General features: G+C 67.4%; 13 protein-coding genes. 4 read left to right on the forward strand and 9 right to left on the reverse strand.

From position 1 onward, the window contains the following. Window positions 1–4 precede the first annotated feature (4 nt). Window positions 5–1,036: a PLP-dependent cysteine synthase family protein gene (locus ACZ5LB_RS10170; protein ID WP_464606169.1), complete on the forward strand. Its 1,032-nt coding sequence runs from the start codon at window positions 5–7 to the stop codon at window positions 1,034–1,036. On the opposite strand, the gene ACZ5LB_RS10175 is transcribed toward ACZ5LB_RS10170, so the two are convergent. Continuing rightward, window positions 1,033–1,881 carry a DUF481 domain-containing protein gene (locus tag ACZ5LB_RS10175; protein ID WP_464606171.1) on the reverse strand — a complete coding sequence of 283 codons (849 nt, stop codon included), beginning with the start codon at window positions 1,879–1,881 and terminating at the stop codon, window positions 1,033–1,035. The genes ACZ5LB_RS10170 and ACZ5LB_RS10175 overlap by 4 nt on opposite strands. Before the next feature lie 169 nt (window positions 1,882–2,050). Here ACZ5LB_RS10175 and ACZ5LB_RS10180 point away from each other — a divergent pair, with 169 nt between their 5' ends. Further along, window positions 2,051–2,620: a lipocalin family protein gene (locus ACZ5LB_RS10180; RefSeq protein ID WP_464606173.1), complete on the forward strand. Its 570-nt coding sequence runs from the start codon at window positions 2,051–2,053 to the stop codon at window positions 2,618–2,620. On the opposite strand, the gene ACZ5LB_RS10185 is transcribed toward ACZ5LB_RS10180, so the two are convergent. Beyond that, complete coding sequence (locus ACZ5LB_RS10185) at window positions 2,577–3,335, reverse strand: SDR family NAD(P)-dependent oxidoreductase (protein ID WP_464606175.1); 759 nt, start codon at window positions 3,333–3,335, stop codon at window positions 2,577–2,579. The genes ACZ5LB_RS10180 and ACZ5LB_RS10185 overlap by 44 nt on opposite strands. A 157-nt stretch (window positions 3,336–3,492) precedes the next feature. Here ACZ5LB_RS10185 and ACZ5LB_RS10190 point away from each other — a divergent pair, with 157 nt between their 5' ends. Further along, the gene (locus ACZ5LB_RS10190) at window positions 3,493–4,380 is read left to right on the forward strand and encodes an AraC family transcriptional regulator (RefSeq protein WP_464606177.1); all 888 of its coding nucleotides are present in this window, start codon (window positions 3,493–3,495) and stop codon (window positions 4,378–4,380) included. Between the two features lie 50 nt (window positions 4,381–4,430). On the opposite strand, the gene ACZ5LB_RS10195 is transcribed toward ACZ5LB_RS10190, so the two are convergent. From ACZ5LB_RS10195 to ACZ5LB_RS10210, 4 genes are all read right to left on the reverse strand, one after another. Beyond that, window positions 4,431–5,861: an efflux transporter outer membrane subunit gene (locus tag ACZ5LB_RS10195; protein WP_464606179.1), complete on the reverse strand. Its 1,431-nt coding sequence runs from the start codon at window positions 5,859–5,861 to the stop codon at window positions 4,431–4,433. Window positions 5,862–5,887: 26 nt separating this feature from the next. Next, entirely contained in the window at window positions 5,888–7,438 is a 1,551-nt protein-coding gene (locus ACZ5LB_RS10200; RefSeq protein ID WP_464606181.1) for a DHA2 family efflux MFS transporter permease subunit, read from the reverse strand. 25 nt (window positions 7,439–7,463) lie between these two features. After that, complete coding sequence (locus ACZ5LB_RS10205) at window positions 7,464–8,585, reverse strand: HlyD family secretion protein (protein ID WP_464606183.1); 1,122 nt, start codon at window positions 8,583–8,585, stop codon at window positions 7,464–7,466. Between the two features lie 96 nt (window positions 8,586–8,681). Then, window positions 8,682–9,209 (reverse strand): MarR family winged helix-turn-helix transcriptional regulator, encoded by a 528-nt coding sequence (locus ACZ5LB_RS10210; RefSeq protein ID WP_464606185.1) that lies wholly within the window; start codon window positions 9,207–9,209, stop codon window positions 8,682–8,684. 179 nt (window positions 9,210–9,388) lie between these two features. On the opposite strand from ACZ5LB_RS10210, the gene ACZ5LB_RS10215 reads away from it, so the two are divergent. Next, a complete protein-coding gene (locus ACZ5LB_RS10215) occupies window positions 9,389–9,934 on the forward strand; it encodes a pyridoxamine 5'-phosphate oxidase family protein (protein WP_464606187.1) in 546 nt (181 codons plus the stop codon). A gap of 88 nt (window positions 9,935–10,022) precedes the next feature. Here the strand turns inward: ACZ5LB_RS10215 and ACZ5LB_RS10220 are convergent, their stop codons facing one another. The 3 genes from ACZ5LB_RS10220 to ACZ5LB_RS10230 all read right to left on the reverse strand — a co-directional run bounded on the left by ACZ5LB_RS10220 (window position 10,023) and on the right by ACZ5LB_RS10230 (window position 12,790). Next, complete coding sequence (locus ACZ5LB_RS10220) at window positions 10,023–10,478, reverse strand: cupin domain-containing protein (protein WP_464606189.1); 456 nt, start codon at window positions 10,476–10,478, stop codon at window positions 10,023–10,025. Between the two features lie 152 nt (window positions 10,479–10,630). Continuing rightward, a complete protein-coding gene (pdxR, locus tag ACZ5LB_RS10225; RefSeq protein WP_464606191.1) occupies window positions 10,631–12,067 on the reverse strand; it encodes a MocR-like pyridoxine biosynthesis transcription factor PdxR in 1,437 nt (478 codons plus the stop codon). 81 nt (window positions 12,068–12,148) lie between these two features. Then, window positions 12,149–12,790, reverse strand: a complete 642-nt coding sequence (locus tag ACZ5LB_RS10230; protein ID WP_464606193.1) for a hypothetical protein — start codon at window positions 12,788–12,790, stop codon at window positions 12,149–12,151. Between the last annotated feature and the right edge of the window lie 484 nt (window positions 12,791–13,274).

Consider the following 13,274-nt stretch of genomic DNA (forward strand, 5'->3'; position numbering starts at 1 on the left):
CTCCGTGCCCGCAGAAGCGTTCGCCTTCATGGACCAGAGCGCCGTCGCCCTGGTCGGCTCGACCCCCCTACTGGCCGTGGACTACCGGTTCATGGGCCGGAGGGGGCGCATCCATGTGAAGGCCGAGAACTTCAATCTCACGGGCAGCGTGAAGGACCGCATGGCCCTGCACATCCTTCGCAAGGCCTGCGACCAGGGAATCCTCCGCCCCGGCGCCCCCATCGCGGAGGCCTCCAGCGGCAACACCGGCATCTCCTTCGCGGCCCTGGGACGGGCGCTGGGGCATCCGGTGACGATCTTCATGCCGGACTGGGTGAGCCGGGAGCGGGAGTTCCTCATGCGGAGCCTGGGCGCGCGGGTGGTCCGCGTGGGCCGGAAGGAGGGCGGGTTCAAGGAGTGCATCCGCCTGACCCTCGAATTCGCCGGCCGGAATCCGGGCTGTTTCCTTCCCTGCCAGTATTCCAACGCGGACAACGTCGCGTCCCACCGGGAGGGCACCGGCCCGGAGATCCGGTACCAGCTGGCCAACCTGGGCCTGAGGCCCAGCGCCTTCGTGGCGGGGGTGGGCACCGGTGGCACGATCATGGGGGTGGGCTCCTACCTGAAAGAGCGCAACTCCTGCATGCGGGTGCATCCCCTGGAGCCGTCCAACTGCCCCATCCTCAGCAGGAACTGCCCCGCCTCCCCCCACCGCATCGAAGGCTTCGCCGATCAGTTCGTGCCCGCCCTGGTGAAGCGGGAGGACCTGGACGAGCCCCTGGCCATCCGGGACGGCGACGCCATCCTCATGGCCCAGATGCTCGCCTCTCGCCTGGGCCTGGGGGTGGGCATCTCCAGCGGGGCCAACTTCCTGGGCGCCGTCCGCGTGCAGGAGAAGATGGGATCGGACGCCGTGGTGGTGACCCTTTTCCCGGACGACAACCGGAAGTACCTCAGCACCGACCTCCTGAAGAAGGAGCCGCTGAGCCTCGACTTCATCTCTCCCTTCATCGAACTCGAGTCCTACCGGGCGTCCCGGGTCCAGTTTCCGCCCTAGAGGCTCACGACCAGCGAGGTGGTGAAGACCGTATCCAGCTTCCGGAGCCGCACCGGCGCCTGGCCCAGCACCACGGGCGGCACGGACCCGGTCTGGACGATGTCCACCGCCAGGAAGGCCGGGGCGTTGTTGTAGGTGCAGTCGTAGCCCACCTTGAGGGCCAGGCGCGGACCGATGTTGACGGTGTACGCGTTCTTCCACACGGCGAGGTAGGCCGAAGTGTCCTTCATGCTGGTGGACACCACCAGGTTGGAGGTGAACTGGCCCGTGGCGCCGGTCTTCCGGGTGAAGTCCAGGGTCAGGTCCCAGGTCCCGAAGCTGTCCTGGAACCCCGGCGTCTCGAAGACCGGCCGGATCCGGGTGTAGCCCGCGCCCAGGTCCGTGCGGAACGCGGTGGCGCCCGACCTGGCCCACCAGTACCCCATGCCCGCGCTGCCCACGGTGCGGCCGTCGATGCCCGACGGGACATTGCGGTCCCACCCCGCCCCGGCGAACGCGAAGAAGCGGTCGCCCACCTTGTGGTCGTACCGCCCATTGACGAAATAGTTCTCCGCCGTGGTCACGGTGGTGCGGAGCTCCCGCACCTCGTACTGGGTGGCCGACGTGCCCGTGGCCGTGTAGGAGATGGTCGTGTTCGACACCCGCACCCCCCCCGCATTGAAGGCGAAGGCATGGGCCTCGCCGGCGTACTTGAATTCGTTGGAGACCCCCAGGGTCTGCCCCTGGGCGTTGCCGGACAGGGATACCACCGAAAGGCTGGCCTTGTCGCTCCAGGGCCGCTTCGGGACCTCCTCGGCGCCCACGGACGCCGCGCACAGCAGAAGACAGAGGGTGGATCGCAGCATGGCAGCCCCCGAAGGATTTCAAGGGACCATGCTAGCCCACTTCCCGAGCCGGCGGCCCCACCCGGATTTCGGAAGAAGGGCGCCTGAAGGTGCCGGAGCCACCCGCTGCGTCGTGGCCCCTTTCCATTTGGAAATGTCCTTCCATACTTTCCGGGAAAGGGGTGGCGACATGAAGACGGCCCGGCTCAAGCTGACAGTGCTCCTCTGCGGATTCCTCTCCCTGGGCTGTGTGCGGCTCCCGGAGCGCATCACCCCGGTCAAGCCCTTCGAGGTGGGCCGGTACCTGGGCCAGTGGTACGAGATCGCGCGGCTGGACCACAGCTTCGAACGCGGCCTGACCCAGGTCTCGGCGACCTACAGCCTGCGGGAGGATGGAGGCCTGGCGGTCCTCAACCGGGGCTGGTCGGCCAAGGACGGGGCCTGGAAAACGGCCACGGGGAAAGCCTACTTCGTGCGGGACCCCCAGGAGGGCTACCTGAAGGTCTCCTTCTTCGGTCCCTTCTACGGCTCCTACGTCATCTTCCACCTGGACCAGAAGGACTACCGGTACGCCCTGGTGGCCGGCCCCGACAAATCCTACCTGTGGCTCCTGGCCCGCACCCCGACGCTGGACGCCGCCCTCCAGCGCCAGCTCATCGCCGAGGCCGCCGCCCTGGGCTTCGACACCTCCAAGCTGATCCTCGTGGAGCAGGGCCCTACAGGAACATCCCCCCTGACGCCTCGATCCGCTGGGCGTTGATCCAGCCGGTGCCCGGACCGAGCAGGGCCGCGACCACGGCGCCGATGTCGTCCGGCAGGCCCACCCGCCCCAGGGCGGTCTGGGCGGCGATGGCCTGGTTCAGGGCCGGGTTGTCCCGCACGGCCCCGCCGTTGAAGTCCGTCTCGATGGCCCCGGGCGCCAGGACGTTCACCGAGATCCGCCGGGGGCCCAGTTCCTTGGCCAGGTAGCGGGTCAGGACTTCCACGGCGCCCTTCATGGCGCCATAGGCGGACGAGCCCGGGAGGGCGAAGCGGGCCAGGCCGCTGGAAAGGTTCAGGATCCGGCCCCCGTCGGCCAGGAGGGGCAGGAGGCGCTGGGTGAGGAAGAAGACGCCCTTGAAATGGACGTTCATCAGGTGATCGAACTGGGCTTCCGTGGTTTCCAGGAACGGCGCGTGCAGGCCGGTCCCCGCGTTGTTGACCAGGGCCTGGAACTGGCCGGTCCCCCAGTGCTCCTGGAGGGTCCGCTCCAGCGTCTGCGCGAAGGCCCCGAAGGAGGCCACGTCCCCCGCGTCCAGGCGCAGGGCCTGGGCCTTGGCGCCCGCGGCCCGCACCTCGGCCAGCGCCCGCTCGGCTTCGTCCTGCCGGCTGTGGTAGGTGAGGATGAGGTCGTGGCCCGCCTTGGCGAGATGGAGGGCCGCGTTGCGTCCCAGGCCGCGGCTGCCGCCGGTGATGAGGGTGATGGGTCTGCGCATGGAAATCTCCTCGAGGGTGCCCTGCCCCCCCAGACTAGGCCTGGCCGGGGGGCGGCCGGTAGCGGGATCCTGTCGAAGGATTGCCGGATCCTCCCGATTTGCGAAGTTTCGGATGCGCGGCGTCCGGCGGTGGGGTAGGGTGAACCGGAGGACACCCATGCGGAACGACCCACGGACCGGAACCCTGACGGACCTGGCGAGGTCCGCCATGGAATGGGCTCCCACAGAGGGGGTGCACACCACGCCCCTGCCCGGGCTCCTGGTGATCCGCAGTGACGGCCGCACCCTGCCCGCCCATGCCGTCTATCGCCCTTCCCTTTGCCTGGTCCTCCAGGGTGCGAAGGAGGTGACCATGAACGGGCATGTCTTCCGGTTCCAGCGTGGGCGCTTCCTGATCGTGTCCATCGACCTGCCCATCACCAGCCACGTGCTGGAGGCCTCCCCCGACAAGCCCTTCCTCAGCCTGGCCCTGGACCTGGACCCGGACCTGGTCTTCGGGCTGCTCCAGGGCATGGGGCCCGCCCCCGAGCCGGCCCCTTCGGGGCCCGGCATCCACCTGAGCGAGGGGACACCGGAGCTTCTGGACGCTTTCCTTCGCCTGCTGCGTTGCCTGGAAGCGCCCGCGGATGCGGACGTGCTGGGCCCCATGCTCCGCCGGGAGATCACCTACCGCCTGCTGAGGACGGAGTACGGGCCGTTGGTCCGGCAGCTGGGCGTGGCCGGAAGCCGGGTCCAGCGCATCGCCAAGGCCGTCGCCCGGCTCCGGGAACGGTTCGACGAACCCTTGAGGATCGAGGACCTGGCCCGGCTGGTGAACATGAGTCCCTCGTCGTTTCACAAACATTTCAAGGAGATCACGACCCTCAGTCCCCTGCAGTTCCAGAAGGAGCTGCGCCTGCAGGAGGCCCGCCGCCTGCTGCGCGTCGAGGGCCTGGACGCGGCGACCGCCGCGTTCCGGGTGGGCTACGAAAGCCCCTCCCATTTCAGCCGCGAGTATGCCCGCCATTTCGGCCAGCCGCCCATCCGCGACATCCGCGCCACCTGAAGGGCCCTGGCCCCGTCGTCCCCGCGGCTGGCCCGACGGGGCCCACCCCGTCATGCGGGCTTGGCCGGCCAGCCGCCACCCAGCGCCTTGCACAGGGCGATCAGGTCCTGGGCGACGGCCTGGTCGCTCTGCACGAGGCTGTCCTGGGCCTGGTACACCGTCCGCTCCGCGTCCAGGACGTTGATGAAGCTGGTCAGGCCGCTGGCGTACTGCTGGCGCGCCACCTCCAGAGCCCGGCTGCTGGAGGCCACGGCCGCCCGCAGGGGCACGTTGCGGGCCTGCTCCTTGGCGTAGGCCGCCAGCGCGTTCTCCACCTCCTCGAAGCCCACGAGCACGGCCTTTTCGTAGGCGGCCAGGGCCTGCTCCTGGCGCGCGTCCTGGACCCGGATGTTGGCGCGGATGCGGCCCGAGGCGAAGATCGGCCAGCGGAAGGAGGGGCCCCAGGACCAGGTGGAACTGGCGGACGTGAAGAGGCTGCCGCTTTGGGCGCTCTCCCAGCCGAACCTGCCGCCCAGTGAGAATGCCGGGTAGAGATCGGCCGTGGCGACGCCCACCCGGGCGGAAGCTTCCGCCAGGTGGCGTTCCGCCACCCGGATGTCGGGGCGGCGCCGCACCAGGTCGGCGGGCAGGCCCGCGGGAACCTCCGCGGGGACGGCGGGGATCGGCGCGGCGGCATCCAGTTCCTCGCGCAGGGCGCCCGGGGCTTGCCCCAGAAGCACCCCCAGGTGGTGAAGTGCGGCCAGGTAGCCGGCCTCCAGGGCGGGCACCTGGCTTTGGGTCTGGGCCAGGACGGTGGCCGCCTGTTCCGGTTCGAGGCTGCTGGTGAACCCCTGCTGGTACCGGGAACGGGCCAGGGCCACGATGTCGCGCTGGGCGGTGAGGTTCTCCCGGGCGATGGCCATGCGTTGCTGGTACCCCCGGGCCGTCACGTAGTTGCGGGCCACCTCCGCCACCAGGCTGACCTGGGCGTCGGCCAGGCTGTAGCCCGCGGCCGCCAGGGCGGCGTCGGCCTCCTCCCGGCGGCGCCGGTTGCCGCCGAAGAGGTCCAGTTCCCAGCTGGCGTCGAAACCGGCCTGGTACACGTCGCTGGTCAAGGGGGTTCCGGGGGGCAGCAGGCCGCCCAGGAGGGGCTGGTTGGCGCTCTGGCGCTCACGGCCGGCGGATCCCCCGGCGTCCACGGCGGGGCCCAGGGCCGAGCCGGCCACGCCGCGCCGGGCCCGCGCCTCGGACAGGCGGGCCTGGGCTTGGCGGAGATCCAGGTTGGCCTTCAGGGCCCGGTCCACCAGGGAGGCCAGCTCGGGGTCCTTGAAGGCCGTCCACCACTGGGCCAGGTCGGCGCCGCGGGGGGTCTCGCCGCCGGCCAGGGGTTCGCTCCACCGGCTCGGCGCCCGGGGTTCAGGGGGCCGGTAGGTGGGTCCGACCTTGCAGCCGGTGAGCAATGCGGCGGCCGCCAGGGCCAGGAAGGGAATCGACGTTCGCATGGGACTCTTCTCCACGATTCGGGGGCTCAGTGACCCATTGCCGGCTGGACGTCCTTGCGCACGCGGCGGAGCAGCAGGACCCCGACGATGACGATGGCGCAGGCGACGGTAAGGATCCGGAACACGTCCAGGTAGGAAAGCATCGCCGCCTGGACCTGCACCTGGTTGTAGAAGCCCAGGAGGCTCTTCGGGGCGAGCCCGCCGGTGGGGTGCAGGTGGTGCATCAGGGGCAGGTTCGCCCGGGTGGCCGTGGCCGCCAGGTACATCTGGTGCACCTGGGCGCGGCGCACCAGGAGGGTGGTGGCGACGGCGATGCCGATGCTGCCGCCCAGGTTGCGCATGAGGTTCATCATGGCGCTGGCCTGGTTGCTCTTCCCGGGCGGCAGGTTGCTGTAAGCGATGGTGTTGAGGGGAATGAAGAACAGCGGCAGCCCCATGCACTGGATCAGCCGGGCCCAGAGCAGGTGGTTGAAGGCGATCTGCGCCGTGAAGCCCGACATCATCACCAGGGACAGGGCCAGCAGGGAGAGGCCGGAGGCCATCAGGTACTTGGGCTGCACCTTGCGCACGAGGGCCCCGGCGACGGGCATCATCACCATGAGCATCAGGCCGCCGGGCATCAGCACGAGGCCGGCCTGGGTGGCGTCGTAGCCCAGGAGCTGCTGGGCCAGGAGCGGCACCAGGACGGTGGTGGAATTGAGGATGAACCCGACGGCGAACTGCAGCCCCATGGAGGTGGCCAGGCCGCCGTTGCGCAGCAGGGGCAGGTCCACCACGGGATCCTTCGCGATCATCGTCTCCCAGACCACCAGGCCGACGAGGCCCGCCAGGGTGAGCAGAAAGAAGACGACGATGACGGGCGAACCGAACCAGTCGGACTCCTGGCCCTTGTCCAGGAAGACCTGCAGGGCGCCGAAGGCCAGCACCACGAAGGCGAAGCCCATGGCGTCCACCCGGATGGGCTTTTTCGGCGCCGTTTCCTTGGGCGGATCCTGGATGAGCCTCTGGGTGAGCAGCAGGGACACCAGGCCCACCGGCACGTTCATGAAAAAGATCCAGCGCCAGGAGAAGTTGTCGGTGATCCAGCCGCCGAGGGTGGGGCCGATGGCCGGCGCCACCACCACGGCGACACCGTAGACCGCGAAGGCCATGCCGAAGTACTTGCCGGGGAAGGTGTCCGCCAGCATGCTCTGCTCGCTGGGGGCGAGTCCCCCGCCCCCGGCGCCCTGGAGGATCCGGCACAGCAGCAGAACGCCCAGGGAGGGCGCGATGCCGCAGAGGAAGGAGCTGGCGGTGAAGAGGGCCACGCAGATCATGTAGAAGCGCTTGCGGCCCAGGGTGTTGGACAGCCAGCCGCTGATGGGGATGATGATGGCGTTGGCGGCCAGGTAGCTGGTGAGCACCCAGGTGGCCTGGCTCTGGCTGGCGCCCAGGCTGCCGCCGATGTGGGCCAGGGCCACGTTGGCGATGCTGGTGTCCAGCACCTCCATGAAGGTGGCCAGGGAGATCACCACGGCCACAAGCCACGGGTTGACGCCGGGCTTGGCGGCGCTGTTGGGGGTTCTCGGGAAGGACATGTTTCGCTCGTTTCGGGGGCTGGCGTCAGGAACGCACCCGCACCTTGGGTTCCACGGACATGCCCGGGGCCAATTGGCCCAGCCTGCCCTGGTCGGCGTTGTCGAGGAGGATCTTCACGGGCACGCGCTGGACGACCTTTACGAAGTTGCCCGTGGCGTTCTCCGTGGGGATCACGCTGAATCGCGATCCCGTGCCGGACTGGATGGAGTCCACCCTTCCGGTGAGGGCCAGCCCGGGGAAGGCGTCCACGCTCACCTCGACGGGCTGGCCCGGGGCCATGTGCTTGAGTTGGGTCTCCTTGAAGTTCGCCACGACCCACACCTGGGCCGGCACGATCTGGAAGAGCGGGTTGGCGGGGGTGACGTAGGCGCCCGCGTCCACCGCCTTGCCGGCGATGCGCCCGTCCACGGGCGCGAGGATGCGGCAGTGGTCCAGGTTCACCCGGGCCCGGCGGGTGTCGGCCTGGGCCTTCTGGTAGTCGCCCTCGGCCGCGGTGACGGTGGCCCGGGCCTGGGCCACCTGCGCCTGGGCGGAGCGCACCTGGGCCCGGGCCCGCTCCAGGGAGGCGAAGGAGGTCTTGCGGGCGGCCACGGCGGAATCCAGGTCCCTCTGGGCCCGGGCCCGGGCATCCACCCCCTGCTGGCGGCGCAGTTCGGTCTCGGCGTTCTCGAAGGTGGCCTGCAGGGACAACAGCGTGGCCTCCGCTTCCGCCACGGCGCTTTCCGCCGCCGCCACGCCGGCCTGGGCCTGGGCCCGCTTGCCCAGGGCGGCCGCCTCCGCCCCCTGGGCCTGTTCGAGGGCCACCTGGAAATCGGTGGGGTCAAGTTCCACCAGGAGGTCGCCCTTGTGGACCACCTGGTTGTCGTCGATGTGCACCACCGCGGCCTGGGCCGCCACCTGGGGACTGATGCCGATGATGCGGCCGTCGATGAACGCGTCGTCCGTGGATTCGAAGGGCGCCACCTGGCGCAGGTAGTAGGCGGCCCCCAGGGAGCCGGCCACCAGCGCGCCCGCGGCGAGGAGGGAGGGCAGCCGGCGGCGGCTGGAGGTTCGGGCGGCGGCGGACGGCTCCTGGGCGATGACGGCGGAGGCTTCGTCCACCAGGGACGGGGCCGGTTCGGAAGTCTGGGTAGCGGCAGGGGTCATGGGAAACCTCGAAAAGGGGTGGAGAAGGGCCGGGCAGCCTTCCGGCAGCCGCCCCGTCCGGGATCGGATTCGAACGATGCTGTGGAACGGGGAGCGCTATTCGCTCCGGTACGAGGGGAGCCCTTCCTGGACCTTCTGCAGAAGGGTGGCCAGGGTCTCCCGTTCCTCCGGGCCCAGGACGGACATGAGCCGTTCGATGCCCTGGAACTTCTGGGGAAGGTAGGTGTTCACCAGCTCCAGGCCGGCGGGGGTGATGCTGATCAGCCGGGTGCGCCGGTCCTCCAGGGATTCGACCCGCTTGACCAGCCCATCCTGTTCCAGGCTGTCCACAAGGCCCGTGACGCTGCCCTTGGTGACGGTCATCAGTTCGGCCAGTTGGGAGTGGGACAGCGGCTCCGGCTGGTTCTCCAGGAGCAGGACCAGGGTCATGATGCGCCCCTCGCCCAGGCCGTGGCAGGAGAGCTTGGCGTTGGCGATCTCGCGGATCTCGTCGGAGACGCTCATGAGCAGCAGGTAGGCCTCCAGGGTCCCCCGGTCCAGCGTCGGGGCGCCAAGGCGCTCAACGAGACGCTGGATGCGTTCGTATTTGGGTGATCGGAACTGGGGGGTGGGGCAAGGCGTCAACGGGTTCCCCTTGGTTGAGGTCCAGATAATATGGGTCCATACGATTAGGCCGTCAACCGTCCAGCAAAAAAATGTTGGGACACAGTTCTGAGGGTCCAGGATGCGCGGTTCTGGATCGGGTCCAAGGGTGGGAGAATCGGGAACACCCCTTCCATCCAGGTTTCGACGGAGTTCCCGCCATGCGCATCCCTGCCCTTCTCCCCCGCCTCGGCGCCGCGTTCGCGGCGCTCCTCCTGGCCCTGCCGGCCCCGGCCGGAACCCCGGCGAAGACCCCCTCCCGCGAGGAGACCCTGGCCGCCGCGCGGGAGCTCATGACCTCCTGCCGCTACGTCGCGCTCTGCACGGTCGCCACCGACGGCGGCCCCCGGGTGCGGACCATGAATCCCTTTCCCCCCGAGGCGGACATGTCCGTCTGGATGGCCACCAGCACCACCACCCGGAAGATGGAGGAATTGCGCGCCAACCCCAAGGTGACGCTCTTCTACGGCGACCTGACCCGGATGGAAGGGTACGTCGCCCTGCGCGGCAAGGCGGTCCTGGTCACCGACCCCGCCGAGATCCGCAGGCGCCACCGCGCCTACTGGGACCAGTCCTTCCCGGGCGGCAAGAACCTGGTGCTGATCCAGGTGGTGCCCGAGCGGCTGGAGATCATCTCCTACAAGCACGGCCTGAACGGCGACCCCGTGGCCTGGGCGCCGCCGGCGGTGACGTTCCCGGCGTCCTGAATCCGGTTTTCCGACAGGAATGCGGCACCCAGCGCGAGGCTTGCTCCCCGGGCGCTCCAGCGGCCCAGGCGGTCATGACCCTTCGAATTCACGCGTTCCCCGCCAGGGCTGCGATGGGCTCCACGCCCTCGGTGCGGCACCAATCCAGATAGTCCTGACGGGCTCCGCGGGCATCCGCGACGCGGATCAGTTTTCCTTCCGCATCCCGGTATTCATTCCGGCCATTCACCTCGATGTGAACAATGCAAGGCTCATCGCCGATGGCCTCCCAACTGTCCTCGTTCCCAACGGGTTCGTGCACGTACATCCCGGGGCCTACGATTTCGCCCGTGTCCAGCCGCCGTGTGCCAGAGAGGTTGAAGGCATGAACTTCTCCGGTGTGGCGATGACGGGAGATGACCGTTCCGGGTTCCAGCCGGAGCAGAAGCTGCCAACCACTGAGATCAGGAAAGATGTAAATGGGTTTGAAGGACAGGCCCTCTGAAAGCGGGATCCAGCCGATCTGGGCGGTGTCCACAAAGGTGGTGGGCGGAATCTTGCGCATAACGATCCTTGGAAAGTTGGACCACCAGGTCACTTCCCAAGTCTCCGGCCAATTGGCCCAGGGAAAAGTTCCACTTTTGAATTTGCCGCTAGTCCACCCTGAGGCACGAACGGCAAGCCACAAAGGATGGGGTCAACGCCACGGGTGCCGCGTCATAGGGCGGCCTTCATGCGCAGAACGGCCTCTTCCATCTGATCCTCATCCAAGGCGGTGAACCCGACTCGGAGGTTGGGCCGATACAACCCGCGAAAATCGTATCTGCGTCCAACGCTCAACTGGACGCCTCTACGTTCCGCACGCCTGGCCCAGGCTTCCACATCCACCGAGGGTTCAGCCGTGAGCCAAAGACTCATGCCGCCCGGTGGAAGCTCCCAGGAAACCACATCCTTCAGGTGATGGCCCAGAATCCCGGCGAGGATTCCTCGCCGGGCATGGTAGACCTTGCGCATTTTTCGCACATGACGCTGGATCAGACCCTCCTCCAACAGGTCGCCAACCGCGCGTTCCATGACCTGGTCCCCCTGGCGGTCTGAAATGTATCGAAAGGATGCGACCGCATCCACCAGGGGCTGGGGTCCCGTCAGGAAGCCCAGGCGCAGCCCGGGAGCCAGGACTTTCGACAACGTGCCCATGTACACGACCACGCCGGAGCGATCCATGCTCGCCAAGGGCAGTATCGGGCTTACGTCGAAGTGGAACTCGTAATCGTAATCGTCCTCGAGGATGGCCATCCGGTGGTCGCGTGCCAATTCAAGGAGACGCAGACGGCGCGCAATCTGCATCGTGGCCGTGGTCGGGAATTGGTGGTGCGGGGTGCAGTAGAGAGCGCGAAGGGGCTTTTTCTCCAACAGGGCCGAAAGCGACTCCACGCACAGCCCCCCTTCGTCCACCGGCACGGGAACCAGTTCCGCCCCTGCCGCCCGGAGGGTTGCCCAGGCGGCGGGATAGCCGGGGTCTTCGACGGCCACCCGATCACCCGGCCGAATCAGCGTGCGTGCCACAAGGTCGATCACCATCTGGCTTCCACCAGCGGTCATCAACCGTCCCGGGTCGATGGAAAGACCACGCGCTTCAGAGAGCATTCCTGCAAGGGCCGATCGCAGATGGATCTCTCCCTTGGGATCGCCGTAACCCAACAGGTCCCGGTTTCGAAGGGCTCGGCCATAGGCTCTGCCGATGAGCTCTTTCGGCAGCAACCGCAGATCCGGCAACCCTCCATCGAAGGAAAGCATCCCCGGACCTCCAGGGTTATCTGCGGGGATGGAAACGGCGGCGGTGGGAAGGGGAAACCCCATGCCTCCCGGTGCCAGGGTCCTGGATGGAATGGGAGCTGGGGGCAGATCCCCCGCAACCCGGGTCGTTCGATGGAGGGTCTGGATCCAACCTTCGGCGTGCAATTCCTGCAAGGCTGCCAGCACCGTGTTCCGGTGGACGCCGAGTGTCTGGGCCAGCGTGCGGGAACCCGGCAGGGCATTGCCCGGCCGAAGCCGACCGCGACGGATGTCGCCGCTTATGGCCCTGGCTATCTGAAGGTAGATCGGTTCGGCCGATGCGAGGTCGAGGTGGATCGGGAAGGACCAGGGGCGCATGGTCCAGCCACCTTATCAGAAATGGATCTTATTCATGTACCACAGCTCCATGCGCTGACCCGGAAGCCGGAATCCGGCAACCTATTTCGGCATGCCAAACCGGACCCCCAAGGAACACTCCGCCCAGGTCAGGTTTCCGATCGGGAAACCATCGGCGCCGTTCTTATCAACGGATAAGGAATGCAAGCCGACACCGGCATAGATCCGTTTGGAGAAGTTGTAGCCTGCCCCGAGGCGAAGAGCCAGTTTCCTGTCCTGGCGCGTTTCCTTGGTGTTTCCCACCATGGGTCCTCCGGATGAAATGGGGAACCGCGACGTGAGGGAAAGCTTGGGCGAAGCCAGCCCGATTCCGGCTTCTCCAAACCACCCTTTATTTCCATCCGTCCAATCCCTCCTCCAATCAAGGCCGATTTCCGGGATGGACCATTCGGAATTGAGCGTGACATTTCCCAAAGGTGGGTTGGGAACCGTGTTGTCGGAGCTGTGGTTAATTCCAGACAAATCAAGGCGAATCCGCAGGCTATCCCTGGAGTCGAAATGCCAGGAAAAGGCGGCGCCCCACATGAAGCCGCCAATGGCCTGGTGGGTGCCGACCAGCGAATCATTCTTCATGGAACCCATTGGAGAAGTAAAGCCACCCCGTAGAGCCCAGGAGAAATCCCCAGAATAGAGCATGGGGGCTGCGAGCAGCAGAAGGCTTGTTGCTCTGAGGATCTTGGTCAAATTCACCTCCAGGATGGGAGTTGCTTCTGGGCCACTACGGTTAAGCCAATCGTTTCGAATGCGGTTTTATGGATTGGGAGGGAACTTCTGGAGTTTACCGTGCGCTAACGGTGAAGTTCAAGAACGCGGCATCGCACGGGTCAACCACAGGAGTGGCCAGTTCGTTCTTCCCAACAATCATCGGGCATGCGGTCGCATCGGGAAGTCCACCAGCAGGGGTGGAGGGTGTGGGGTGGGGTACAGGTCGAAGGCTGCGCCGGGAGGGCCTCTATCGCAGCCGCAGGATCCCCGCCGGAAATCTGCGCAGGGGGTTGATTGGCGGGCAACGTTCACCAAATACTCAGGCGCCCCACGATGACCGCCACTGCCAGGTCCTGTAGCCATGAGAGCAGATGGGTCCTCCGCCGCCCTCCGCCGTTCCGCATGAAGCCCGGAGGTCTCCGGGACTTATTCCCTGGGATTGCGCTTGTCTGGGTAGGGCGAA

The sequence above is a fragment of the Mesoterricola sp. MK458 genome (assembly GCF_055384935.1).

Bases quoted from the DNA above. Each gene is read 5' to 3' on its own strand.
- ACZ5LB_RS10180 (WP_464606173.1), top strand. From the start codon at position 2,051: ATGAAGACGGCCCGGCTCAAGCTGACAGTGCTCCTCTGCGGATTCCTC.
- ACZ5LB_RS10205 (WP_464606183.1), bottom strand. From the start codon at position 8,585: ATGACCCCTGCCGCTACCCAGACTTCCGAACCGGCCCCGTCCCTGGTG.
- ACZ5LB_RS10185 (WP_464606175.1), bottom strand. From the start codon at position 3,335: ATGCGCAGACCCATCACCCTCATCACCGGCGGCAGCCGCGGCCTGGGA.
- ACZ5LB_RS10190 (WP_464606177.1), top strand. From the start codon at position 3,493: ATGCGGAACGACCCACGGACCGGAACCCTGACGGACCTGGCGAGGTCC.
- pdxR (WP_464606191.1), bottom strand. From the start codon at position 12,067: ATGCGCCCCTGGTCCTTCCCGATCCACCTCGACCTCGCATCGGCCGAA.
- ACZ5LB_RS10220 (WP_464606189.1), bottom strand. From the start codon at position 10,478: ATGCGCAAGATTCCGCCCACCACCTTTGTGGACACCGCCCAGATCGGC.
- ACZ5LB_RS10200 (WP_464606181.1), bottom strand. From the start codon at position 7,438: ATGTCCTTCCCGAGAACCCCCAACAGCGCCGCCAAGCCCGGCGTCAAC.
- ACZ5LB_RS10215 (WP_464606187.1), top strand. From the start codon at position 9,389: ATGCGCATCCCTGCCCTTCTCCCCCGCCTCGGCGCCGCGTTCGCGGCG.
- ACZ5LB_RS10195 (WP_464606179.1), bottom strand. From the start codon at position 5,861: ATGCGAACGTCGATTCCCTTCCTGGCCCTGGCGGCCGCCGCATTGCTC.
- ACZ5LB_RS10175 (WP_464606171.1), bottom strand. From the start codon at position 1,881: ATGCTGCGATCCACCCTCTGTCTTCTGCTGTGCGCGGCGTCCGTGGGC.